The organism is Rhodoblastus sp. (assembly GCF_019449565.1).
Classification (GTDB): Bacteria; Pseudomonadota; Alphaproteobacteria; order Rhizobiales; family Beijerinckiaceae; genus Rhodoblastus.
On sequence record NZ_JAGRPM010000080.1, the window covers coordinates 25406 to 50886 of the forward strand.

Consider the following 25481-nt stretch of genomic DNA (forward strand, 5'->3'; position numbering starts at 1 on the left):
CCTATTCCTCGCCAGGACCGGCTTCGTCGCCCTCGGCCTCGCCGTCGCCATTCTCATCTTCGCTGATCCGCTCGACCGAGACGACCTTCTCGCTCTCCGCGGTGTTGAAAACGATAACGCCCTGCGTGCCGCGCCCGACAACGCGGATGCCTGCGACCGGGCAACGAATGAGCTGGCCGCCGTCGGTGACCAGCATGATCTGGTCGCCCGTCTCGACAGGCATGGAGGCGACGAGATCGCCGTTGCGGGCGTTCACCGCCATCGCGACAATGCCTTTGCCGCCGCGACCCGTGACGCGATATTCGAAGGACGACGTGCGCTTGCCATAACCATTGGCCGAAATGGTCAGGATGATCTGCTCGGCCAGCTCCATGAGCGCATAGGTTTCAGCATCGAGCTGCGCCGCAACCTCGCCGCCATCCTCAGTCTCCTCGACCGCCTCCGGCTCGGCGGCCTCTTCCGCCGACGCCCGGCGCATTTTCAGGAAAGCGATGCGTTCGGCGGGAGTGGCGTCGCTATGGGTCAGGATCGACAGCGCGATGACCTGATCGCCCTCGCCGAGATTGATGCCGCGCACGCCCATGGAATCGCGGCCCTTGAACACACGCACATCCGTCACCGGGAAGCGGATGCATTGGCCCTTGGCCGTTGTGAGCAGAACGTCCTGGCTCTCCTGGCAAATCTGGACATCGACAATACCTTCGCCGGGATCGAGCTTCATGGCGATCTTGCCGGCGCGATTGACCTGGGTGAAATCCGACAGCTTGTTGCGCCGCACGGTGCCGCGCGTCGTCGAGAACATCACGTCCAGGCCTTCCCAGAGCGCTTCGTCCTCTGGCAGGGCCATGATTGACGTAATCCGCTCGCCCTGCTCCAGCGGCAACATATTGACCAGAGCCTTGCCGCGCGCCTGCGGCGCCGCCAGCGGCAGCCGCCAGACCTTTTCCTTGTAAACCTGTCCGAGCGAGGAGAAGAACAGCACCGGCGCGTGGGTCGAGGCGACGAACAGCCGCTGGACGAAATCCTCCTCGCGGGTCTGCATGCCGGAGCGGCCCTTGCCGCCGCGCCGCTGGGCGCGATAGGTCGAGAGCGGAACGCGCTTGATATAGCCGGCGTGCGAGACGGTCACCACCATCTCCTCACGCTGGATGAGGTCCTCATCCATCATGTCGCCATCGACATCGAGGATCTGCGTGCGGCGCGGCACGGCGTGAGCCGCTTTCACCGCCAGCATTTCATCCTTCACGATGCCGAACAATCTTTCGCGCGAGCGCAGAATCTCGAGATAGTCTGCGATTTCCACCGCCAGCTTGTTCAGGTTTTCAGCGATTTCGTCGCGACCGAGGGCCGTAAGGCGTTGCAGGCGCAGTTCGAGAATAGCGCGCGCCTGCGCTTCGGAGAGCCGGCAATTGCCGTCCTCGTCGATGGAATGGCGGGGGTCGGCGATCAACGCGACCAAGGGCGCCATGTCATGGGCCGGCCAGACGCGGCCCATCAGGGCCTCGCGCGCCGCCGCGGCGTCGGCGGACGTGCGGATGAGGCGGATCACTTCGTCGATATTGGCGACGGCGATCGCCAGGCCGACCTGGATATGCGCGCCGTCGCGCGCCTTGTTCAGCAGGAATTTGGTGCGCCGGCTGACAACTTCCTCGCGGAAATCGATGAACGCCTTCAGGCAGTCCATCAGGGTCAGGCTTTCCGGGCGGCCGCCGTTCAGGGCGATCATATTGGCGCCGAAGGAGCTTTGCAGCGCGGTAAAACGGTAAAGCTGGTTCAGCACCACATCGGCCACGGCGTCGCGCTTGATCTCGATGACGATGCGCATGCCTTCGCGGTCGGATTCGTCGCGCAGGTCGGAAATACCCTCAAGCCGTTTGTCGCGCACCAGTTCGGCGATCTTCTCGATCAGCGTCGCCTTGTTCACCTGATAGGGAATTTCGGTGAAGACAATCGCCTCGCGGTCCTTGCGCAAAGTCTCGATGGTCGCGACGCCACGAATGAGGATCGAGCCCCGGCTGGTCTCATAGGCCTGCCGGATGCCGGCGCGGCCCATAATGCTGCCGCCGGTGGGGAAATCCGGCCCCGGCACGATCTCCATCAGTTCCGGCAAAGTCATGTCGGGCCGGTCGATCAGGGCGACGCAAGCGTCGATGACCTCGCCGAGATTATGCGGCGGAATATTGGTGGCCATGCCGACCGCAATGCCGCCGGCGCCATTGACCAGAAGATTGGGGAAACGCGCGGGAAGGACGGTCGGCTCGCGCTCCTTGCCATCGTAATTGGGCTGGAAATCGACCGTATCGGAATCGATGTCCTCGATCAGCGCCAGGGCCGACCGCGCCAGACGCGATTCCGTGTAGCGCATCGCCGCCGCGCGGTCGCCGTCCACCGAGCCGAAATTGCCCTGCCCGTCGATCAGCGGCAGGCTCATCGAGAAGGGCTGGGCCATGCGGACCAGCGCGTCATAGATCGCCTGATCGCCGTGCGGGTGATATTTACCCATCACCTCGCCGACGATGCGCGCCGATTTCACATAGGGGCGATCGGGCAGAAAATTATTTTCCTGCGCCGAATGCAGGATGCGGCGATGCACCGGCTTGAGGCCGTCGCGGACGTCGGGCAGCGCGCGGCTCACGATCACGCTCATCGCATAAGCGAGATAGGAGCTTTTCATCTCGTCGGTGATGGAGACCGGACGAATGTCCGAGGCAGGCGGGACCGGCGTGTCGTCGTTTTGATCGGCCAAAATGCGCTCGCGTGTTGATGAAAAAAGAGCCAGCTCTTTCTAGGCGATTCTTACCGTGAACGCCAGTTTCGCGGGCTGCGGCGAGCGCAGAGTTTATTTCGTTAAAACAACAAGTTGTGCCGTGTTATGCTGATGCGGCGATGAACGGCGAAATAAAATCGTCATGCGGGGCCGCCGAACGCGACGGCGGCCTGGCGCGCAGTTTCGCAACCGTGGTCTATGCAGGCGCGGCGAAGCCACTCAGAACGGAATATCGTCGTCGATGGAATCCGACGCGCGACCGCCCATGCCGCCGCTTTTGCCGCCTCCCCCGGACGCGGGAGCGCGCTCCATCGGCGATTGGCGGCCAAAGCCGCCGGAGGATGCGCCGCCATAGGCGGATTCGTCGCCGCCGCGGCTCCGGCTGTCGAGAAGGGTCAGCTCGCCGCGAAACCGCTGCAACACGACTTCCGTGGTCTTGCGCTGGTTGCCTTCCTTGTCGGTGAATTCGCGGGTCTGCAACTGGCCCTCGAGATAAACCTTCGCGCCCTTCTTGCAATATTGTTCAGCGATCTTGCCGAGATTTTCGTTGAAAATCACGACATTATGCCATTCGGTGCGATCCTTGCGCTCGCCGGTGGCCTTGTCGCGCCAGGATTCAGTTGTCGCCAGCGAGAAGGTCACGACAGGGTCGCCCGATCCCATCCGCCGCACTTCCGGATCGCGGCCCAGATTGCCGACCAAAATCACCTTGTTGACGCTGCCCGACATCTGTCTCGCTCCCGTATTGGCCGGGCATGTTATACGCCCGGACACTTTCATGCGCCCGCCAAAATCTCTTTTCCACAGCGCCCTTATGTTCCGTTTATGTTCTAGCGCGCTGGCGCGAATCATGCAACCCTACCCCGGTGAATTTTGACGAAAAGGCGTTACATAGGGCGTGAAGCGTCGGCGTCGGAGCGGCGCGCCTGTGGAAAGCAATGATGGATTCAAGCCCCGCGAAGCCCAAAAAGCCCCGGAAAGCCGCCTCGGCGGCGAAGGCGTCGATTCAGGCGGAAGCCACGCCTCCCAAGGCAGCCACGGCTTCCAAGACAGCCACGCCTTCGAAGACAGCCACGCCTTCGAAGACAGCCGCGCCCTCCAGAGTTGCGGCGCTATCGAGATCCGCCATAGAGGAAGGCGCCTACCGCATCGGCGAGGGCCGCGTCATCGCGTTGCGCGGCGCGCGCGAGCACAATCTCAAGAATGTCGATCTGACGATCCCGCGCGACAAGCTGGTAGTTTTCACCGGCCTCTCCGGCTCTGGCAAATCGTCGCTGGCCTTCGACACGATCTATGCCGAGGGCCAGAGGCGCTATGTCGAAAGCCTTTCGGCCTACGCCCGGCAATTTCTGGAAATGATGCAGAAGCCGGATGTGGACCATATTGAGGGTCTCTCACCCGCCATTTCCATCGAGCAGAAAACCACCTCGAAAAATCCGCGCTCGACCGTCGGCACGGTCACGGAAATTCACGACTACATGCGCCTGCTATGGGCGCGCGTCGGCATCCCCTATTCGCCCGCCACTGGATTGCCCATTGAAAGTCAGACCGTGAGCCAGATGGTGGACCGCGTGCTTGCCTTGCCGGAACGCGTGCGGCTTTATCTGCTGGCGCCGGTCGCGCGCGGCCGCAAGGGCGAATATCGCAAGGAAATCGCCGATTACATGAAGCGCGGTTTCCAGCGCCTCAAGATCGACGGCCAGTTTTATGACATCGCCGACGCGCCCACGCTCGACAAGAAGTTCAAGCATGACATTGACGTGGTGGTGGACCGCATCGTTGTGCGGCCCGACATCTCCGCGCGCCTCGCCGAAAGCTTCGAGACCGCGCTTGATCTCGCCGACGGTATCGCTGTGGTGGACTTCGCGGAGACCTCCGAAGGAAAGGAGCCGGAACGCATTATCTTTTCGTCGAAATTCTGCTGCCCCGTGTCCGGCTTTTCGATCCCGGAGATCGAGCCTCGCCTGTTCTCCTTCAATAATCCCTTCGGCGCCTGCCCGAAATGCGGCGGCATCGGCTCGCAGCAGAAGGTCGATCCGGACCTGATCGTCCCCAATCCGGAGACGACCCTGCGCAAAGGGGCGATCGCGCCCTGGGCCAAATCGCCCTCGCCCTATTACGCCCAGACGCTCGAAGCCCTCGGCAAGGCGTTCAAGTTCCGCCTGTCGGACCGTTGGTCGGACCTTTCGCAAGTGGCGAAAGACATTATTCTTTACGGCTCCGGTGATCAGCAGCTCATATTCGCCTATGCCGACGGCGTCCGCTCCTATGAGGTGAAAAAGCCGTTCGAGGGCGTCATCCGCAATCTGGAGCGGCGCTATATCGAGACGGAGAGCGAGTGGTCGCGCGAAGAAATCTCGCGCTTCATGGCGGCCAGCCCCTGCCCCGCCTGCAACGCCTATCGCCTCAAGCCGGAGGCCCTCGCGGTCAAGATCGACCACAAGCATATTGGCGAAATTTCCGAGCTGGCGGTGCGCGACGCGGCGGATTGGTTCACGGCCCTGCCCCGCAAGCTCGACGCAAAGCGGCTGGAAATCGCCTCCCGCATCCTGCGTGAGATCGACGAGCGGCTGAAGTTTCTCATCGACGTCGGTCTGGATTATCTGACGCTTTCGCGCGGCTCCGGCACGCTTTCAGGCGGCGAAAGCCAGCGCATCCGCCTCGCATCGCAGATTGGCTCCGGTCTTACCGGCGTGCTTTACGTTCTCGACGAGCCATCCATCGGCCTGCACCAGCGCGACAACGCCCGATTGCTGGAAACCTTGCGTAGGCTGCGCGACCTCGGCAATTCGGTCATCGTCGTGGAGCATGACGAGGACGCCATCCTCACCGCAGATTATGTCGTCGATGTCGGCCCCGGCGCCGGCGTCCATGGCGGCGAGATCGTGGCGCAGGGAACCCCGGCTGACATTCTCGCCGACAAGAATTCCCTCACCGGCGCCTATCTCACCGGCCGGATGCAGGTGGCGACGCCGAAAAAGCGTCGCAAGCCCGAGGCAGGCCGAAAATTGCGCCTGGTCGGAGCGCGCGGCAATAATCTGCAGAATGTCACGGCGGAAATTCCGCTCGGTCTGTTCACCTGTATCACGGGCGTTTCCGGCGGCGGTAAATCGACCCTAATCGTCGATACGCTTTACAAAGCGGTGGCGCGGCGGCTCAACGGCGCGCTCGAACATGCCGCCCCGTTCGATACTCTTGACGGGCTGGAGCTGATCGACAAGGTCATCGACATCGACCAGTCGCCGATCGGTCGCACGCCGCGTTCCAATCCCGCCACCTATATCGGCGCCTTCACGCCGATCCGCGACTGGTTCGCCGGCCTGCCTGAGGCCAAAGCGCGCGGCTATGGCCCGGGACGCTTCTCCTTCAACGTCAAGGGAGGCCGCTGCGAGGCCTGCCAGGGCGACGGCGTCATCAAGATCGAAATGCACTTCCTGCCCGACGTTTACGTCACTTGCGACGTCTGCAAGGGCAAGCGTTACGACCGCGAGACGCTTGAAGTGCGCTATCGCGACCGGAGCATCGCCGACGTGCTCGACATGACGGTGGAAGAGGCCGCCGATTTGTTCAAGGCCGTGCCTTCGATCCGCGACAAGATGCAGACCCTTGCGCGCGTCGGCCTCGGCTATGTCAAGGTCGGGCAACAGGCCACAACGCTTTCGGGCGGTGAAGCCCAGCGCGTAAAACTTTCCAAGGAATTATCGCGCCGCTCGACCGGGCGGACGCTTTATATTCTCGACGAGCCGACTACCGGGCTTCATTTCCATGACGTCAAGAAGCTGCTTGAGGTGCTGCATGAACTGGTGGACCAGGGCAACAGCGTCGTGGTGATCGAGCATAATCTCGAAGTGGTCAAAACAGCGGATTGGGTCATCGACATGGGGCCGGAGGGCGGCGACGGCGGCGGGCGCATCGTGGCGCAAGGCCCGCCGGAGGCCATCTTGCGCGAGCCCGCCTCGCATACCGGGAAATATCTCAAGGACGTGCTGGAGCGACGCCCCAGCGGCGCCCAGGCCGCCGAGTGAAAACTAAGCAGAGTGAGAACTTACATGGCGCGACGTCGCTCGTCCCCAGCCCAGGTCATAAGCGAAAGGTTGGGGCGGCAATTTTGCGCTTATGCGCCATGCGTTATGGGCGAAGGAAAAATGAACAGCCGATGAGCGAAGCTATGCAAAAACGAAATGCTGCTTTGCAAAATAATTGGTTCACTTATGCCGCATCTGCGCAGAGACTGGCCTTCTAGACGGACGGCAAATGTCCCCTCCGCTTCGTCTGGACAGACTTCTGAACGGGCGCGGACTACCCCCTGTTCAAAATGGCGCCCGCCGGTTCCTCCCCCCGGCGGGCGCTTTTTTCTTTTGCAATCCTGGAATTCTTCTGAATCCATCCGTCACTGGACGGCGATCAGAACCGCGCCGACGAGGCGTCGCTCGCCCAGCAGAATATTATAGGTCTGGCATGCCGCGCTGGTGCTCATCGGGTCGCAAGCTATGCCGAAATCGCGCAGCTTCTGCCGCAAGGCGGGCGGGACCAGTTGCAGCGATGCGCCACAGCCGAACAGCATCAATTCGACCGAGCCGCGCGGCAGCGCAAACAAGGGCGCCAGCGACGCCTCGTCGATTTCTGAAAAGCTCGTTGCGGCCAAGGCGCGGATTCCATCCGGCAGCGCAAGCAGCGAGCCGCGATGCGACATCCCGCCGAACTGAAATCCCCCGGCCCCGATGCTGTCGATCGGAAAGCGGCCCGGCAGGAAGCCGTCATATTTGCGCCCTATCGCCAAATCAGGCGCTCGACAGCGGCCGGGCGCCGGTCTTGGCGCCGACTCCGGCGACTTCTTCGCTCGCCGAACGCGATTCATTGCGCAGGCCCAGATAGATCAGGGTCGGCGAGCAGATGAAGATCGAGGAATAGGTGGCGACGAAAATGCCCCACATCATCGCCAGCGAGAAAGAGCGGATCACCTGTCCGCCGAAGACAACCAGCGACAGCAGCGCCAGGAACACGGTCGTCGCCGTCATCAAGGTGCGCGGCAGCACGGCGTTGATCGAGAGATCGATCAGCTGGTCCGTTGGCATCTTCTTGTATTTCCGCATGTTCTCGCGGATGCGGTCGAGCACGACGACGGTTTCGTTCAGCGAATAGCCGACGATGGTCAGGATGGCGGCAATGGAGGTGGTGTTGAACTCGAGCTGCGTGATGGAGAAGAAGCCGACCGTCAGCAGCAGATCATGCATGGTCGCGATGATGGCCGCGATGGCGAACTGCCATTCGAAGCGGAACCAGAGATAGGCCAGCACCGCGAAGATCGACAGCACCACGCCGAGCGTGCCCTGCTGCACCAGTTCGCCCGACACGCGCGGGCCGACGACCTCGATGCGGCGGAATTCATAGGAATCGCCGAGCGCAGTCTTGACCTTCTCGACCGCGACCTGCTGCGCCGCGTCGCCGCCCGGCTGCATGCCGAAGCGGATCGAGGCGTCGGCCGGGGTGCCGAACCCCTGCACTTCGAGATCGCCGAGGCCAAGATGGTCCGACAGGTCGCGGATATAGGACAGATCCGCCGTTCCAGACCGAGCCTGCACCTCCAGCAAGGTGCCGCCGGAAAAGTCGATGCCGAAATTCATGCCCACGACGAGGAATAGCACGACCGAAATGATCGAGAGCACCGCCGAAAAGGGATAGGACACGCGCCGGAAGCGCATGAACGGGAATTTGGTGTTTTCAGGCGCGAGGCGCAGAAGCTTCATTGAAAGTCCCGCTTAAATCGGCAGCTTGGTCGGGCGCGCATAACGATACCACAGGGCGATCATCATTCGCGTCATGGTCACGGCGGTGACGATGGTGGTGAGAATGCCGAGCGCGAGCGAGACCGCGAAGCCGCGAACCGGGCCGGAGCCCAGGAAATAGAGGATCGCCGCGACCACGAACATGGTGACGTTGGAATCCACGATGGTGGCGAAGGCGCGGTTGAAGCCGGCGTCAAGCGCCGAAATCAGCGAGCGGCCCGCATGGGATTCCTCACGGATGCGCTCATAGATCAGCACGTTGGAATCGACCGCCATGCCGATGGTCAGCACGATGCCGGCGATGCCCGGCAGGGTCAGCGTCGCGCGCAAAAGCACGAGGGCTGCAAAGATCATGGAGATATGGATCAGCAGCGCGACATTGGCGAAGATGCCAAATACGCCATAGGTGACCAGCATATAGGCGACCACCAGTCCCGCCGCCCAATAGGCGGCGCGCTTGCCGGCGTCGATGGAATCCTGACCAAGGCCCGGGCCGACGCTGCGCTCCTCGACGATATTCAACTTGGCGGGCAGCGCGCCCGCGCGCAGCAGAATGGCGAGATTATTGGCCTGCTCCACACTGAAACGACCGGAAATCTGGCCGGAGCCGCCGGTGATCGGCCCCAGGATGCGCGGCGCGGAAATGACCTTGTTGTCCAGCACGATCGCGAAGGGACGGCCGACATTGGCCGAGGTGACCTGGCCGAATTTCTGGCCGCCGCGAATATTGAAGCGGAAATTGACCACGGGCTCGCCCGTGCGCGAATCAAAGCCAGGCTGGGCGTCGGTGAGATCTTCGCCCTGCACCATCACCTGCTTTTCGACCGCCAATTTGCCGGGCTGATCGGCCTGATCCAGCATGTCCACGTCGCCGGGATTGGCGCCCGGCTCGCCGACGAGACGGAATTCCAGCTTGGCGGTGGTGCCGACAATGTCTTTCAGGCGGTTGGTGTCCTGCAGGCCGGGCACCTCGACGAGGATGCGGTCGGAACCCTGGCGCTGGATGTTCGGCTCGGTCGTGCCGAGGCCGTTGACGCGGCGGTTGAGGACTTCAATCGTCTGCTCGACCGCGCGCTTGACCTTGGAATCAATCGCCCCATCGGTGAGCGTGAGCTTGAGCAACCCGTCTCCCGCGTCGGAAATATCGAGGCCCGAACCGCCGGGACCCGCCGCGACCTGCACCAGACCGTAAAGCTTGGGCATGATTCGCGCGCGATCCGCCGCGTCGGGAATGCGGACCTGAACGCCGCGCGGATTGACGCCGATGCCGCCCGCGATGGCGATCTTTTCGTCGCGCAGCAGGCGGCGCAGGTCGTCACGCAAATTGCCGGTCATGGATCGGATGACGTCGCCGCGATCCACCTCATAGAGGAGATGCGCGCCGCCTTGAAGGTCGAGGCCGAGCACGATGGAGTTCGGCGGTAGCCAGGACGGCAGAACGGCCGCGAGCCGCGCGCGATTATCCGGCCCGATCATGCTGGGAAGGCAGATCAGTATGGCGATGAGGGTCGCGGCGACCGTGAGGGCGACCTTCCAGGGGGCAAAGCGCATCATTGCGGGCGGCTAGTCCGTTCTTTTTCTTCCGCCCTCAGGCGTTGTCCTTCACCGGCTCGCCCTTGGCGCGCACGTCGGCTATGGCCACGCGACTCTGGCGCACGCGGACGTTCGGAGCGATTTCTATCTCGATTTCGCTATCGTCGATGGTCTTGGTGACCTTGCCGATCAACCCGCCATTGGTGACGACGGTGTCGCCGCGGCGGATGTTCGTGATCATGTCCTGCTGCGCCTTGGCGCGCTGCTGCTGGGGCCGCAGGATCAGGAAATACATGATGATCAGAATGATGCCGAACGGCGCCAGCTGCATCAGGATGTCGGCTCCGCCAGACGCGCCCGCCGCCGTCTGCGCGAAAGCCGGGGTGATGAAGTTCATGTCACGTTTCCGCTTTTGGGCGCGCTGCGGCGCCGGGTGCCTGCGGCGCTTCGGGCGCCAGGATGAAAATCGCGCCGGACTATAGCGGCTGCAAAGCTGAAAGCAATCGCCAGCGGCGGGGAAAGCCTTGAGTCTTTCGCGGAGCGGCCCTAAACCGGCCCTTTCCGACCGGACGGACGCCGATGACCCTAGCAGAGACCCCGAACGTGCAAACCCTGCTCGCGCGCATCGCCGAGGCGCTGGAGCGGCTGAGTCCGCCGCCGCCGCCGCGGCCCGATTTTTCGGCGGCTGACGCCTTCGTCTGGCGCGCCGAAACGCAGACACTCGATCCGATCAGGAAAGTCAGCCGCGTCGAGCTCGCGCTGCTGCGGGGCGTCGATTATCTGCGCGACCAGCTGCTCGGCAATACCCAGCGCTTTGCGCGCGGCTTGCCTGCAAATAACGTGTTGCTATGGGGCGCGCGCGGCATGGGCAAATCCTCGCTGGTCAAGGCCGCCCATGCCGACATCAACGCCCGGCTCGCCGCCACGCCGGATTTTCCGGGTCTCAAGCTGATCGAAATCCACCGCGAGGACATCGAATCCCTGCCCGCGCTGATGGCCCAGCTGCGCGACGCTGCGCCCCGTTTCATCGTTTTCTGCGACGATCTCTCCTTCGACGGCGGCGACGCCTCCTATAAATCGCTCAAGGCGGCGCTGGAGGGTGGCGTCGAGGGCCGTCCGGCCAATGTCCTGTTCTATGCGACCTCGAACCGCCGCCACCTGCTGCCCCGCGACATGATGGACAACGAACGCTCGTCCGCGATCAATCCGGGCGAGGCGGTCGAGGAAAAGGTCTCGCTGTCGGATCGTTTCGGACTCTGGCTCGGCTTCCATAAATGCAGCCAGGACGACTACCTCGCCATGGTCTTCGCTTACATCGCGCATTATGGGCTGGAGGCGCCTGAAGAGCAGATCCGCGCCGAGGCGCTGGAATGGGCGATCACCCGCGCTTCGCGCTCCGGCCGCGCGGCCTATCAATATATTCAGGACCTGGCGGGGCGGCTCGGCCAGAAGATCGACTAGACCTTGCCGCAGCTCGCGCCATCAAGCCGCGTCCACAGGCTTGTCGCACCTCGACATGTCCGGTTTTGCTAACGAAGCTGGAACATTTATATTGCGGAACCAAGCGCGAACGTCTATGTTCCGTTCATGATTTGTCTGAGTTGAGTCCAGTATTCAGCGGATCAAATGACGGCAGCCCGCGAGGCGAGACAAGGCGCGACCATGTTGACGAAAAAACAAAGCGAACTGCTGCGCTACATCCACGAGCGCCTCAAGGAGACGGGTGTGCCGCCGTCTTTCGACGAGATGAAGGACGCGCTCGATCTGCGCTCCAAATCGGGCATCCACCGGTTGATCATGGCGCTCGAGGAGCGCGGCTTCATCCGCCGATTGCCCAACCGAGCGCGGGCGCTCGAAGTCCTGCGCCTGCCCGAATCGTCCACGCCCGCGACGCCGCGCAGCACTCGCTTCGCTCCCAGCGTGATCGAGGGCAATCTCGGCAAGTCGCGCCCGGTCGCGCTCGGCGATTCCTTTGATTCGAACGAGACGGTCACTATTCCGGTCATGGGCCGCATCGCGGCCGGCACGCCGATTTCCGCCCTGCAGACGCGCTCGCATTCGATCGCGCTTCCGCCGGACATGATCTCGGGCGGCGAGCATTATGCGCTCGAAGTGCGCGGCGATTCGATGATCGAAGCCGGCATCCTCGATGGCGACACGGTCGTCATCAAGAAGCAGGACACCGCCGAATCGGGCGATATCGTCGTCGCGTTGATCGACGATGAGGAAGCCACGCTGAAGCGTTTGCGCAAGCGCGGGGCCTCGATTGCGCTGGAAGCGGCCAATCCTGCCTATGAAACCCGGATTTTCGGGCCGGACCGCGTCAATATCCAAGGCAAGCTGGTCAGCCTTTTGCGCAAATATTGATCTGCCCTCCCCCGCGTGCGCCGCTTTACTCCACGGGCGCTTCCGGCGGCTCCTTCCAGCCTGCGGGCGACTCCGACGAGACGGAGGTTTGGGGCATCGGGGCAAGGGGCGTGGCGCGACCGCGCGGCGCGCGCGACCAGGGGCGGTCTTCTCCCGGAGCGCGGGCCGTGCGCCATGCCGCGCCCTCCGGCCCGAAGGCCAACGTAACCGAGCCGGTTTCCGCCAGCTTGCGCCGGTCGAGCAGGATTTTTGGCGCGCAGGAGTGCGGCGCATAGAGCGGCGAAATCACGATCTGGGCCCGCGTGCAATCCTCATGAAAGGCGGATGGGTCGAGCACCAGAGCCGCCTGGTCGCCATTGCGCAACACGCCGACGCAGCCGAGCGAATCGCAGCGCCCCGATCTTTCCGTCTCGGCGGACGAGCGCAAGTCGGCGTCGGCTCGCAACCATTGCTCGGCGGCAAAATTATCGCTTCGCTTTCCGAGCAAGGTCAGGAACCCATCGGCGTCGCGCAGAGCTGCCAGCTCGCCCGTCGGCGCCACTGCGAGATCGAAACGCCCGCCATTGGCCGCGCCGAGCAGGCCGAGGGCCACTAAGGGCAGAGCCGTCAGCTTCAGGAGGCGCGTGCGCCACAGCACCGACGACAGAACGGCCAGAGTCAGGCAGGCGATCGACCAGGGCGCAAAAGCCGGCAGCGCGACTGTTGCGCCCGGCGCCTCGCCGATCCAGCGGGCGAAGGTCATGATCATGGCGATGCCCGCCCCGAGATAGGACCAGACCCAGCCGTCGATTCCGAAAGCGAAGAGCAGCGAGCCGAGCAGCGCGGCGGGCACCGCGAACAGCTCGATCATCGCCAGCGTCAGCGGATTACCGATCAGGACATAGGGACTCAGTTCATGGAAATCATAAGCCATGAAGGAGGCCGTCGCCGACGTGGCGCAGAAGGTCGCCACCAAGGCGCCGGGCAGCCCATGGCGGCTCATTTCGGCGATATTGTCGGCCAGCCCGCGCTTTGCCTTCTCCGCTTCGGTTCCATCCAGCCTTGCAGGGGCGGTCGGACGTCGCGCGGCTGCGCGCGATTCGTAAACGGCGACGAGCGCCGCGACGGCGGCGAAGGAGAGTTGAAAGCTCGCGCCGAGCAAAGCCTCGGGTTCCAGCGCGATCACCGCCAGCGCCGCGAAGGCGAGATTGCGCATGGTTAGCGCCGGACGATCGACCAGCACAGCGCCGAGCAGGATCAATGTCATGAACAAGGCTCGCTCGGATCCGACGCGCGAGCCCGTGAACAGGCCATAGGCCAGCGCGCCAATCATCGCGAGCGCGGCCGCCCATTTCTTGATGGGATAATTGAGCGCCAGAGCGGGAAAGAGCGCGAGCAGCCCCCGAAATCCAACGAAGAAAATGCCGGCGACCAGGGTCATTTGCACGCCGGATATGGTGATGATGTGAAAAATGCCAGCCTTGCGGATTGTTTCGCGCGCGGTTTCGGAGAGCATGTCCCGCTTGCCCGTCACCATGGCCGCGCCAATCGCGCCATTATCGCCGCCAATCGCATTGTAAACCCGCAAGGCCAGGGCATTGCGCGCCCGGTCCAGGCCGGCGAAAAAACGTAGCCGCCAGTCCGGCGTTTCGGGCGCGGGCACGGCCTCGGCCCGACCGAGCACATTGCCGACCGCGCCGATGCGCTGGAAAAAAGCATCGCGCGCGAAATCATAGCCGCCCGGCAGAGCGGCATGGGCCGGCGGCAACAGCCGCGCCTTGACGGTGAGGAAATCGCCGGCGGCGAAGGCCGGAACGCCGCGCGAGGTCAGCCGCACGCGAAAAGGCGTTTTTTCGGGAGCCAGTCCTTCGGCCTCGGTCACGCGCAACAGGAATCGCGCGCCCTGGACGCGATGATCCACCTCCTCGACGAAGCCTGCGATTTCGCCGACAAATGTGCGCTCCAGCACCGGCGCCTCGACCCGCGCGGCGCGCCAGCCGCCCGAAAATTCTCCCGCCGCCATCGCCGCAAGCCCGATGAACAATGTGGACAGGACGCGGCGATCCCGCGCGGCAAAGGCCAGAGCCGCGAACAGGACGGCGGCGGTCCCGACGATCCACAGCACCGGCTCAGTGGGCGCGACAATATAAAAGATCGCGCCCGCGCCGGCGGCGGCCGGAAGCCAGAGGAAGGGCCGGCGCAGGTCCCATTCCTCCTCAACTGCCGCGCCAAAGCGGCGACGCAAGGCGGCGAGCGCGGCGTCCGGCGTCCAGCCAGCCAGCCCCGCGCCCCCGAGAATCCGCTCCGTCAGCCCTTTGGGCAGGGACGCCATGCGATTGTCTCTTTTTCTGCCGCCAGAGCCCATGCTACACGAACGCGCCGCCGCAACGCCACGCTCCTTCGCGCCATAATCCCGCGCGCCGCATCAGGTTTTCTAGACATGTCCCAATCCGTCGTCACGCGTTTCGCTCCCTCGCCCACCGGCTATCTTCATATCGGGGGCGCGCGCACCGCTTTATTCAATTGGCTGCTGGCCCGCCAGACCGGCGGCAAGATGCTGCTGCGTATCGAGGACACCGATCGCGAACGGTCCACCGAAGGCGCCATCTCAGCCATCATCGACGGCATGAAATGGCTGGGCCTCGATTGGGATGGGGAGACCATTTATCAATTCGCCCGCGCCGACCGCCACCGTGAGGTGGCCGCCCAAATGCTCGCCAGTGGCGGGGCATATAAATGCTATGCGACCCCTGCCGAGCTCGACGAAATGCGCGACCTGGCGCGCAAGGAGGGCCGCCCGCCGCGCTATGACGGGCGCTGGCGAGAACTCGGCGGCACGGAGGCCGAGGCGAAAGCCCTCGCCGAAGGCCGCAAGGCGGTGATCCGGCTCAAGGCGCCGCGCGAAGGCGAGACGGTCATCGAGGACAAGGTCCAGGGCAGGGTCACCTTCCCTAACAAGGATCTCGACGATCTGGTGCTGCTGCGTTCCGACGGCAATCCGACCTATATGCTGGCGGTGGTGGTGGACGATCACGATATGGGCGTGACCCAGATCATCAGGGGCGACGACCATCTGACCAACGCCGCGCGCCAGACCCATATTTATCAGGCCATGGGTTGGGACGTCCCGGCCTTCGCCCATATCCCGCTCATCCATGGGCCGGACGGCGCGAAAATGTCCAAGCGCCACGGCGCGCTCGGCGTGGACGCCTATCGGGCGCTGGGCTACCTGCCCGAGGCCCTGCGCAATTATCTCGCGCGGCTCGGCTGGAGCCAGGGCGACCGTGAATTCTTCTCGACGCCGGAGCTGGTGGAGGCCTTTTCCCTCGATCAGGTTCACCGCTCCCCGGCGCGCTTCGACTATGTAAAGCTCGAAAACATGAACGGCCAATATATGCGGGCGATGGACGACGCCCCGCTGCTGGAGCAATTCATCGCCTCCCTGCCCTATCTGCCCAATGGGCCTGAGCTTGCGGCGCAGCTCGACGACAGGAAAAAAGCACAGCTCGGCAGCGCCATGTCTGGCCTCAAGGAGCGCGCCAAGACCCTGGTTGAACTCGCCGATGGCGCGCAGTTCCTGTTCGCGCAGAGGCCCCTTTCCTATGACGAAAAGGCGCGCGACCTGCTTGGCGAGGCGGGCCGCGCCCATCTCGCGGCGCTGGCGCCGAAGCTCGAAGCCTTGCCCGAATGGTCCGCAGCGGCGGCCGAGGCCGCCGTGCGCGCCCATGTCGCCGAAACCGGCGCCAAGCTCGGCCAGGTCGCCCAGCCGCTGCGCGCGGCGCTCACGGGGCGCGCAACTTCGCCGGGTATTTTCGATGTTCTCGTCACGCTCGGCCGCGAGGAAAGCCTCGGCCGGATCCGGGACGCGGCGCAGGGCGGCGCCCCCAATGTTTAAGTTGTTGTCATCTTGAACAGGCGCCGACAATGAGCTAGTCATTTGCAGCGCACAAATTTCCCGCGTTTTCGCCGTATTTCGCCCGTCAAATCGCGGCGGGCGACCGGCGACGCGCGGCCTGCAGCGTCAGCGAAAAGGCGAGTCTCATGAGCGAAACGGGCAAGTTTATCCTAGGTGACAAGACGGTAGAAATGCCGGTCAAGCATGGCTCGATTGGGCCGGCTGTCGCCGACATCGCCAAGTTATACAGCCAGACCGGCATGTTCACTTATGATCCCGGCTTCACCTCGACGGCGAGCTGCGAATCCAAGATTACCTATATCGACGGCGACGAAGGCATATTGCTCCATCGCGGCTATCCGATCGAACAGCTCGCCGAAAATGGCGACTTCCTCGAGACCTGCTACCTGCTGTTGTACGGGGAATTGCCGACCGCCGCCCAGAAGGCGGATTTCGACTATCGGATCACCCGCCACACGATGATCCACGAGCAGATGGCGAAATTCTTCTCCGGCTTCCGCCGCGACGCCCATCCGATGGCGGTCATGGTGGCCTCGGTCGGCGCGCTCTCGGCCTTCTATCACGACTCGACCGACATCTCGGACCCGCAGCAGCGCGTGATCGCCACCATGCGCATCATCGCGAAAATGCCGACCATGGCGGCGATGGCCTATAAGTACAACGTCGGCCAGCCCTTCATCTATCCGAAGAACGACCTCGACTACACGTCGAACTTCCTGCGCATGTGCTTCGCCGTGCCCTGCGAGGAATATAAGGTCAACCCGATCCTCTCCCGCGCTTTGGACCGGATCTTTATCCTGCACGCCGATCATGAGCAGAACGCCTCGACCTCGACCGTTCGTCTCGCCGGCTCCTCGGGCGCCAATCCCTTCGCCTGTATCGCCGCGGGCATCGCCTGCCTGTGGGGCCCCGCTCACGGCGGCGCCAATGAAGCCGCGCTCAAGATGCTTTCGGAAATCGGTTCGGTCGAAAATATTCCGAAATATATCGCCAAGGCCAAGGACAAGAACGATCCGTTCCGCCTGATGGGCTTCGGCCACCGCGTTTACAAGAACTACGATCCGCGCGCCAAGATCATGGCCAAGACCTGCCATGAAGTGCTCGGCGAACTCGGCATCAAGGATGATCCGCTGCTCGACGTGGCGGTGGAACTGGAGCGCATCGCGCTGCACGACGAATATTTCGTCGAAAAGAAGCTTTATCCGAATATCGACTTCTATTCCGGCATCACCCTCAAGGCGATGGGCTTCCCGGTTTCGATGTTCACCGTTCTGTTCGCTCTCGCCCGCACCGTGGGCTGGATCGCGCAATGGAAGGAAATGATCGAAGACCCGAGCCAGAAAATCGGCCGTCCGCGCCAGCTCTATACGGGCGCGCCGCAGCGCGATTACGTGAAGATCGGCTCGCGTTGATCTATCTCTCGGAAAAAGTTCGGCCCGCGTCCCGCGCCTTGCGCGCGGCGGCGCGGTCCGCCTCCGCAACCGCCCTCATCTGGCTCAGCCTTGGGGGCGGTTTCGTTTTGGCGCAAGCCAACGCGATCGAAGAAGGCGGACTGGTTGAAAAACGCGGCGAACCGGAGCTTATCGACGACAAGGCCTTCGATTGCTCAGCCTTCAGGAAGCTGATCGTCGCGGCGCCGGATGGATTCAAAGCCATTCGCGCCGCAGTCAAGGGCGAGAGTGACTCGCTGGCGACCTTCGGCGTCACCGATCCGCTTTTTGGCGCCTGCGAGATCGTCGACAAGAAAAAAATCGGCGAGATCATTTATTCCTGCCAGGCGGAGAAGCTGAGCCTGGCCGATCTCAAAGCGACGGTCGAAGCCTGCCTTGGTGAAAAGGCGTTTGGCTACGCTGGGAATGAAAACCCGAATACGCCCTTCCTGCGTTACAGCCCGCAGATCGGCGACGCCAGGGCGCGCGTTGTCGTCCTGACCACCTTCGGCAAGAAGACGCTGGCGATCATGAACCCACGCTGAGGCCGTAATCTCTTTTAATTTGATTGACTTGCGCCGATAAGCTCGCAAATGGCTTCAGCCGCCTTTTCGCTGGGCTTCTGCCCTTCCGCTATGGCGATCCGCTCGCGCAACAGGCCCAGCGCCGCAAGCTGCCGGCGCCGTTCCGGACTGTCCTCGATGATCTCGGCCAGACGTTCCGCGAGCAGCGCGCCATTCGCCTCATCCTGCAAATATTCCGGATAGGCCTTTTCGCCGATGATCAGGTTGGGCAGCGACACCATGCTCACCTGAATGAGGCGCCGCGCGAAAAATTCTTCGATCTTGGGGATTCGATAGGCGACGATGGCGGGCGTCCGCGACATGGCCAGTTCCAGCGCAACGGTGCCGGAGGCCGCGAGTGCGGCGCGAGCAGAGCGGAATGCGGCGTATTTTTCGGCGTCATCCACCACGACGCGCGGCTTGACCGGCCAGTCAGCGATCATTGCCCGAACTTTTTCCACCACGCTCGTCGCCGTGGGAAGAATATAGTCGAGCCCCGGATGGGCCACGTCGAGTCGCGCGATGGCCTCGCCGAAGGGAATGCCCATACGCTGGACAACCGAAGCGCGTGAACCGGGCAGAACCAACACCGGACCGGATTTCTTGGCCTCGTCGTCGCCGCGCAATTGCGCCGCCCGCTCGATCACGGGATGGCCGATATAGAGGCAGCGCGGCCCGCCGAGGCGCAGATGCGCCTCTGGCTCGAAGGGAAAGATCGCCAAAATCAGATCGACATAGGCGCGCATCTTTTTCGCGCGGCCGGGTCGCCAGGCCCAAACGGTCGGTCCGACATAATTGACGATCTTCAGATCTGGCAGAACCTTGCGCACGCGCTTCGCGACGCGATGGGTGAAATCCGGGCTGTCGATCAGGATCAGCGCATCGGGACGGGCGGCGATCACCGCGCGCGCGGTCTGGTCGATGCGCTTCAGCAAATGGCGCAGATTGGCGAGCACCGGCAGCACGCCCATCAACGAAATTTCGTTCATCGGAAACAGGCTGTCGAAATTTTCGCGGCGCATGGCTTCGCCGCCGACCCCTGACAATTCGACATGGGGGGCGCGGGCGCGCAAGGCGCGGATCAAGCCTTGGCCGAGCAGATCGCCCGAGGGTTCGCCGGCGATCATGTAAATTTTCAAGCCGCCGTCTCCCGGGAGAAGCCGTAAAGGAACAGTCCCGCCTTTTCTGCCTGAGCAGCGACCGCGGCGCGGTCGAGAATCAGCACCCTGCCCGCCTCCACAGCAATGCCCATGAGCCCGGCTTTCGCGGCCGAGGCCACTGTCGCCGGTCCAATGGCGGGCAGATCGACGCGAAGGTCCTGGCCCTTTTTCGGCGCCTTGATCAGCAGGCCAGCCGGCCCTTTGGCCCGCCAGCGTCCATTTTCGCGCAGATCCGCGACCCGGAGGAGCATGGCGTCGGTGCCCTCGGCTGCTTCCAGCGCGATGATGCGGCGATGGAACAGCACGAGCGCCTGACCGCAATCGAAGGCTGACAGCGCGCTTAGACAATCATGGCCGAAAGTGAGATCTTCAGCGCAATCCTTCGGAAAGGGGACGCGATTCATCGGCCCAGCGGCCGCCAAAAGCTCCGGCGCGAAAGAATCGACGCCGACCACCCGCAACCCCTCTCCTTCGAATAGCCGAATGACGCCCTTGAGCGCATGGTCGTCGCCGCCCTTCAGCAGGCGAAAAATGTCCGGCAGGCGTTTGATCGCCCCCCAATCCGGGCGCAGATCGGCAAATTCAGGCCGTCCAAGCCCGCCGATCAGGCAGACGTCCTTGATATCGCGCGCCGAGATCTCGCGCAGCGCGGCGCCCAATTGCCCGACGCCCAGCCAGACATGAGGAAATTCCTCAATCGCTTCGCTCGCCATGCCCTTGAGCCCGAGAATGAAGACCTCGAGCCCGCGCCGCCGCGCCGCGCGGGCGGCGACGAGGGGAAACTCGCCGCCGCCGCAAATCAGGGCGACGCGGTCGTTCACGGCGCCAGCCGCTCAATCTGAGGCATGCACAGCGCGCGATCCCCGCCGGCGCGGATGAAATCGACGATCATCATGACCTCGGCATTATCGGCGAATTCTTCGGCGACGTCCTCGACTCGCTCTTTCAACGTGCCTTCCGGCGCGAACAGAGCGCGATAGGCGCGACGCAGGTCATGAATGGCTTCACGGGTAAAGTTTCGCCGCTTGAGGCCGACGAGATTGAGGCCCATTAGGAAGCCGCGGCTGCCGAAGGCCAGGCCGAAGGGGATGAGATCGGCGCCAATGCCAGTCATGCCGCTGACGAAGGAATGCGCGCCGACGCGGGCATATTGGACGATGGCCGAGCCGCCGCCGCAAATCACGAAGTCGTCGATGGTGACATGGCCGGCGATCATGACATTATTGGAAAAGACGCAGTCGCTGCCGATGATGCTGTCGTGGCCGACATGCGAATTGGCGAGGAAGAAACAACGATCGCCAATGATCGTCGCCGAGCGGCCCGTCACCGTGCCGGGATTCATCGTCACGCCCTCGCGGATCACGCAATCGGCGCCGATCGTCAGCGTGGTTTCCTCGCCCTTATATTTCAGGTCCTGAGGCTCGTAACCGACCGAGGCAAAGGGATAGATGCGGGCGCGCGGGCCAATGGTGGTGTGGCCATTGACGACGACATGGGATTTCAGACTCACGCCGTCGCCGAGCTTAACATTCGGGCCGATATGGCAGAACGGGCCGATTTGGACGCCGTCGCCCAGTTTCGCGCCGTCCTCGACGATCGAAGTGGGATGAATGGACATGGTTCAGCCTTGTTTGTCAGCGTCTTCGGTGATGATCATGGCGCTGATTTCCGCCTCGGCGACAAGCGCGCCGTCGACCATCGCCTTGCCCTGATACCACCAGATGTTCCGCCGTTGATTGATTCGCGTCATGTGGAATTCGACGCGGTCGCCCGGCACGACAGGCTTGCGGAATTTCGCCTTGTCGATGGTCATGAAATAGACCAGCGGCGGCTTCGCGCCGCCGAGACGCGAATTGACGCAGAGCGCTCCGGCCGTCTGGGCCATTGCTTCGATCAGAAGCACGCCGGGGAAAACGGGCCGCTCGGGGAAATGGCCGGTGAATTGCGGCTCGTTGATCGTCACATTCTTGATGCCGACGCCGAATTCGTCGCCGCGCGCCTGAATGATCCGATCAACCAGAAGAAAAGGATAGCGATGCGGAAGCAATTGCATCAGCCGCTGGATATCGATCGTCTCCAAAGTTCCGCCCTGGTCCGACATATCAAGTTCCATGAAAATAAAGCCCTGAACGATAAGCCCGCTTTAACGACACATTCGCGTCGAAAGCCAGCGCAAAAACTCATTCCTCGCGCCCTCGGCCGCGACTTTTGGTCAATCTGTCGAGCGCGGCGACGCCCTTCAGCCAGTCGCGCGCATTCTTGGCCGGAGACCCGCCAACCTTGGCGCCCGGATCGACATCATTCATGACGCCGGACTGCGCGGCGATCTGCGCTCCCATGCCGATCCGCAAATGGCCTGTGATGCCGGCCTGGCCACCAGCGACGACAAAATCTCCGAACTCCGTCGATCCGGATATGCCAACTTGGCTGACGATGACGCAGTGGCGACCGATCACGACGTTATGGGCGATCTGCACGAGATTATCGACCTTCGTCCCTTCGCCTATAATCGTGTCCCGGTTGGCGCCGCGATCAATCGTGCTGTTGGCGCCGATTTCGACATCGTCCTGAATGATTACGCGCCCGACTTGAGGCACCTTCTGATGTCCTTTTGGACTCATCGCGAAGCCGAAGCCGTCCTGCCCGATCCGCACGCCGGGATGAATGATGACGCGATCGCCGATCAGCGCATTGCAGACGGTCGCGCCCGCGCCAACGGCGCTGGACCGGCCGATCCGCACGCGCGGGCCGATGACGGCATTGGGGCCGATGACGGCGCCCGAGCCAATCTCCGCATGGGGACCGATCACCGCGCCAGGATCGACAATAACATCCGCTTCCAGGCGCGCGAGCGGGTGGACATTCGCGCCGGGCGATACGCCGTGGCTGTCAAACAGGGAGACGGGACGCGCGGCGTCGGGATAAAGCCGCGACGTGACGATAGAGCAGGCCCGATAAGGCTCCCGCACCACAAGGGCTGCGACGCCCTCGGGCACGCGATCCGCATAGCGTTCGCCGACCAGACAGGCGGTCGCCCGCGTGGCGGCGAGTTGATCGGCGTATTTGGGGTTGTCGAGGAAGACCAGGTCGCCGGGCCGCGCGCGGTCGAGCGGCGCGACATCGACAATGGTGACGCTCAGATCAACGCCTTCGGCCGGTTTTGCGCCCGTCCATTCGACAATCTCGCCAAGAGTAGGCGAAATCGCGCGACGAAAAAACTTCATCTCGTCCATTTCGGCGCTCCCTTTCTTTGAAGAGACTTGAATTGTGAGACATAGCGATATGCGGCCGGCAAGAGCCTTCCCGCCAAAAAGAGCCTTCCCGCCAAAGGAAAAGGGCGCGGCTTTCGGCCGCGCCCTCTTATTCGTGCGCTGCGCGATCAGAAATTCGCGCCGCCGGTGAAGCTGAACGCCTGAGTGACGTCGGTGTTGGCCTTCGACAGTACGAAGGAATAGTTGAAGCGGATCGGACCCATGGGCGAAGCCCAGATCAGACCAAGACCGACGGCCGAACGAATGACCGAGTTGTTGCTGCCGACATCGATACAAGGCGTTTGCTGGATCGGAACGCCGTTCGCTGCAAAAGTCTTTTTCGGCGCGCCCGTCGGAGTGTTATTGTTCATATAGGTGCAAGACAGCGCCTGAGCGGCATTATACCCCAGATAGCTGCCGAAATTAGTCATGCCCTGGTAGTTCCAAAGGCTGCCCGCATCGAAATAGACGGCGCCCTTGAGGCCGAGATCCCTGGGGACGCCCCAGATCGGGAACTGCGCTTCAAGTGAAGCGCCCCAATAATCGGTGCCGCCGAGCGCGTTACCGTTATTATTGGTATAGATGTTGGTGACATCGCGCGGACCGATGCCGCCGGCCGCAAAGCCGCGGACGAGGCTCGGGCCAAGATTGAAGTTATCGACGATGCGCAGAGGCTGGCTACCGGTATTCAGAAGATTGCCTGCCTGCACATGCCCGATGCCGACGATATTGTCGAAATAAAGCTCATGATAACCGCGAATATCGACCGTCGTGCGCAGGAAGTTGGAATCGCCCCCAACGCCGGCGAAATCCTGCTTCAATTCAGCGCGAATGCCATTATGCGGATCGCGCGGATTGTCGATCGTATTATAGGACAGCGTATAGCCGATCATCGACGTCAGCCAGTTGCCCTGCGCCTGCTTCAGCGCCAGCGACGCTTCGCCATTGGTCAAACAGCTCGAACTGCCATTGATATCGTTGACCGGCAACGCGCCGGGCGTGCCGGGCGTGATGCCCCAGATCGGATAGGTACAGTCGTTATAGGGACGGCTGGAGTTATTCGGAATCGTCAGCTGCGAATTATACAGCGTGTAGCGCGGAGCGATCGAAAGATCGTCGGTCAGCGGAATGCCAAAGCGAATGGTGCCGCCCGTGACCCAGTTCGAATAATAGGCATAGTTTGAGGCGCTCGACATCTTGGAATAGAGGTCGAAGCCCGCTGCAAGCCGGTTATCCAGGAAGAAGGGCTCGGTATAGTTGAACTCGACGCCCTTGGTGTACTGGCCATAGGAGACCGAGGTGCGAATGTAATCGCCGCGGCCGAGGAAATTGCTCTGCGTGACCGAGACTTCCGCGATGAAGCCTTCGGTCGTCGAATAGCCGCCCGAAACCGAGAACGAACCGGTGGACTGCTCCTCGACATCGACATTCACGATAACGCGGTCGGCCGCGGATCCGGGATCGTTGGAGATCTTGACCTTTTTGAAGAAGCCCAGCGAATTCAGGCGGCGCTCCGCCTTGTCGACAAGCACCTTATTATAGGCGTCGCCTTCGCCGATATCGAACTCGCGGCGGATGACATAATCGCGCGTCGCCGTGTTGCCACGGATGTTGATGCGCTCGACATAGACGCGAGGCCCATCCTCGACGACAAAGGCGATCGAAACGGTATGGTTCGCCGGATCGCGATCGCCGCGCGGACGAACCTGCGAGAAGGCATAGCCCAGTTTCTGGACTTCCTTCGTCATGCGCAAAACGGTGTTCTGAACGGCGTCGCCGTCATAGGTGTCGCCAGCGTGAATCTGGAGCGATGACTGCAACGCGGCGTCGGAAACGCCAGCGATGTGCGATTCGACCTGGACGGAGCCGACGTGATAAACGCCGCCCTCTTCGAGGGAAATCGTTACGACATAGCCGCCCTGCGCCGGATCGTAGACCGGGTCCACGCCGATGATGCGGAAGTCGGCATAGCCGTTCTTGAGATAGAAACGACGGATCGCCTCGGCGTCCTTGGCCAGGCGGTCAGGATCGTAAACGTCGGAAGTCTTGAAGAACGACAGGTAATTCATCTCTGTCGTGTCCATCAGGCCCAGCAGGCGACCGCTGGAATAGGCCTGATTGCCGACGAAACGGATTTCCTTGACGCCGGTCTTTTCGCCTTCCTTGATGTCATAGACGACGTCGACCGTGCCATTGGGGACTTCGACCGTGCGCGTAGTGACGGAAGCGGCGTTGCGTCCGGCGCGACGGTAGATGTCCATGATGCGCTGCACGTCGGCGTCGGCGACCGCGCGGCTATAGGCGCCGCGGTTTTTCAGCTGGACTTCCTTTTCGAGGTCCTCTGACTTGACCTTGCTGTTGCCGGTGAAAACGACGTGATTGATCACCGTCGAGTTCTCGACGACATGCACCACCAGCGTCGAACCGCGATGACTGACCTGCACGTCGGAGAAATATCCGGTGCCGTAAAGCTTCTTGACCGCATCGTTGGCGTCGCCGCCCACGAAATACGAGCGGATTGTCTCCGCATCGACGCGATGATTGCCTTCGACCACGATAGTTTCGGCAAACGCCTGGTTCGGCGCCGCGAGCGTACCGACAACCAACGCGACCGCCAATGCGGACCGACCTTTAAGACCTCGGCGAAACTTCATTGAAACCCGGTCCCCGTGAACGCTTCCAGCGCTTGGGGAGTCGCCCCGCAAGCGGAGGCCGAAATCTTGCGATTC

19 protein-coding genes are annotated in these 25481 nt (G+C 62.6%); 6 read left to right on the forward strand and 13 right to left on the reverse strand.

Annotation, left to right across the window (positions count from 1 at the left end):
• Nucleotide 1 precedes the first annotated feature (1 nt).
• Complete coding sequence (gyrA, locus tag QZ409_RS17490) at nt 2–2746, reverse strand: DNA gyrase subunit A (RefSeq protein WP_296713830.1); 2745 nt, start codon at nt 2744–2746, stop codon at nt 2–4.
• A 240-nt stretch (nt 2747–2986) separates the two neighbouring features.
• Nucleotides 2987–3496: a single-stranded DNA-binding protein gene (ssb, locus tag QZ409_RS17495; protein ID WP_296713832.1), complete on the reverse strand. Its 510-nt coding sequence runs from the start codon at nt 3494–3496 to the stop codon at nt 2987–2989.
• 212 nt (nt 3497–3708) lie between these two features.
• Here ssb and uvrA point away from each other — a divergent pair, with 212 nt between their 5' ends.
• Entirely contained in the window at nt 3709–6792 is a 3084-nt protein-coding gene (uvrA, locus tag QZ409_RS17500) for an excinuclease ABC subunit UvrA (protein ID WP_296713833.1), read from the forward strand.
• A gap of 365 nt (nt 6793–7157) precedes the next feature.
• On the opposite strand, the gene QZ409_RS17505 is transcribed toward uvrA, so the two are convergent.
• Genes QZ409_RS17505 through yajC form a run of 4 tightly spaced genes read right to left on the reverse strand, consistent with a single transcriptional unit; the run spans nt 7158 to nt 10483 of the window.
• Entirely contained in the window at nt 7158–7547 is a 390-nt protein-coding gene (locus QZ409_RS17505; RefSeq protein ID WP_296713836.1) for an Mth938-like domain-containing protein, read from the reverse strand.
• 1 nt (nt 7548) lies between these two features.
• Nucleotides 7549–8514: a protein translocase subunit SecF gene (gene secF, locus QZ409_RS17510; RefSeq protein ID WP_283364949.1), complete on the reverse strand. Its 966-nt coding sequence runs from the start codon at nt 8512–8514 to the stop codon at nt 7549–7551.
• Nucleotides 8515–8526: 12 nt separating this feature from the next.
• Nucleotides 8527–10107 (reverse strand): protein translocase subunit SecD, encoded by a 1581-nt coding sequence (gene secD / locus QZ409_RS17515; protein WP_296713839.1) that lies wholly within the window; start codon nt 10105–10107, stop codon nt 8527–8529.
• Between the two features lie 34 nt (nt 10108–10141).
• Nucleotides 10142–10483 (reverse strand): preprotein translocase subunit YajC, encoded by a 342-nt coding sequence (yajC, locus tag QZ409_RS17520; RefSeq protein WP_296713841.1) that lies wholly within the window; start codon nt 10481–10483, stop codon nt 10142–10144.
• Between the two features lie 182 nt (nt 10484–10665).
• On the opposite strand from yajC, the gene QZ409_RS17525 reads away from it, so the two are divergent.
• A complete protein-coding gene (locus tag QZ409_RS17525) occupies nt 10666–11547 on the forward strand; it encodes an ATP-binding protein (protein ID WP_296713843.1) in 882 nt (293 codons plus the stop codon).
• Between the two features lie 201 nt (nt 11548–11748).
• Nucleotides 11749–12453: a transcriptional repressor LexA gene (gene lexA, locus QZ409_RS17530; protein WP_296713845.1), complete on the forward strand. Its 705-nt coding sequence runs from the start codon at nt 11749–11751 to the stop codon at nt 12451–12453.
• 25 nt (nt 12454–12478) lie between these two features.
• Here lexA and QZ409_RS17535 read toward each other — a convergent pair whose 3' ends face one another.
• Nucleotides 12479–14764 (reverse strand): ComEC/Rec2 family competence protein, encoded by a 2286-nt coding sequence (locus QZ409_RS17535; protein WP_296713848.1) that lies wholly within the window; start codon nt 14762–14764, stop codon nt 12479–12481.
• Between the two features lie 108 nt (nt 14765–14872).
• On the opposite strand from QZ409_RS17535, the gene gltX reads away from it, so the two are divergent.
• The 3 genes from gltX (at nt 14873) to QZ409_RS17550 (ending at nt 18323) form a co-directional block, all read left to right on the forward strand.
• Nucleotides 14873–16327, forward strand: a complete 1455-nt coding sequence (gene gltX / locus QZ409_RS17540; RefSeq protein ID WP_296713849.1) for a glutamate--tRNA ligase — start codon at nt 14873–14875, stop codon at nt 16325–16327.
• Nucleotides 16328–16473: 146 nt separating this feature from the next.
• A complete protein-coding gene (gltA, locus tag QZ409_RS17545) occupies nt 16474–17760 on the forward strand; it encodes a citrate synthase (protein ID WP_296713851.1) in 1287 nt (428 codons plus the stop codon).
• Nucleotides 17757–18323: a hypothetical protein gene (locus QZ409_RS17550; RefSeq protein WP_296713853.1), complete on the forward strand. Its 567-nt coding sequence runs from the start codon at nt 17757–17759 to the stop codon at nt 18321–18323. The genes gltA and QZ409_RS17550 overlap by 4 nt, the downstream gene beginning before the upstream one ends.
• A gap of 14 nt (nt 18324–18337) precedes the next feature.
• Here QZ409_RS17550 and lpxB read toward each other — a convergent pair whose 3' ends face one another.
• The 6 genes from lpxB to bamA all read right to left on the reverse strand — a co-directional run bounded on the left by lpxB (nt 18338) and on the right by bamA (nt 25358).
• Nucleotides 18338–19480 (reverse strand): lipid-A-disaccharide synthase, encoded by a 1143-nt coding sequence (gene lpxB, locus QZ409_RS17555; RefSeq protein ID WP_296713855.1) that lies wholly within the window; start codon nt 19478–19480, stop codon nt 18338–18340.
• Nucleotides 19477–20322, reverse strand: coding sequence for a UDP-2,3-diacylglucosamine diphosphatase LpxI (gene lpxI / locus QZ409_RS17560; RefSeq protein ID WP_296713857.1), 846 nt, complete (start codon nt 20320–20322; stop codon nt 19477–19479). Before lpxI ends, lpxB begins: the two co-directional genes overlap by 4 nt.
• Entirely contained in the window at nt 20319–21119 is an 801-nt protein-coding gene (gene lpxA, locus QZ409_RS17565; RefSeq protein WP_296713859.1) for an acyl-ACP--UDP-N-acetylglucosamine O-acyltransferase, read from the reverse strand. Before lpxA ends, lpxI begins: the two co-directional genes overlap by 4 nt.
• Before the next feature lie 3 nt (nt 21120–21122).
• Complete coding sequence (fabZ, locus tag QZ409_RS17570) at nt 21123–21602, reverse strand: 3-hydroxyacyl-ACP dehydratase FabZ (RefSeq protein ID WP_296713860.1); 480 nt, start codon at nt 21600–21602, stop codon at nt 21123–21125.
• Between the two features lie 79 nt (nt 21603–21681).
• On the reverse strand, nt 21682–22734 hold the full coding sequence (gene lpxD, locus QZ409_RS17575) for a UDP-3-O-(3-hydroxymyristoyl)glucosamine N-acyltransferase (protein ID WP_296713861.1): 1053 nt from the start codon (nt 22732–22734) through the stop codon (nt 21682–21684).
• Nucleotides 22735–22880: 146 nt separating this feature from the next.
• A complete protein-coding gene (gene bamA, locus QZ409_RS17580; protein ID WP_296713864.1) occupies nt 22881–25358 on the reverse strand; it encodes an outer membrane protein assembly factor BamA in 2478 nt (825 codons plus the stop codon).
• Nucleotides 25359–25481: the final 123 nt, after the last annotated feature.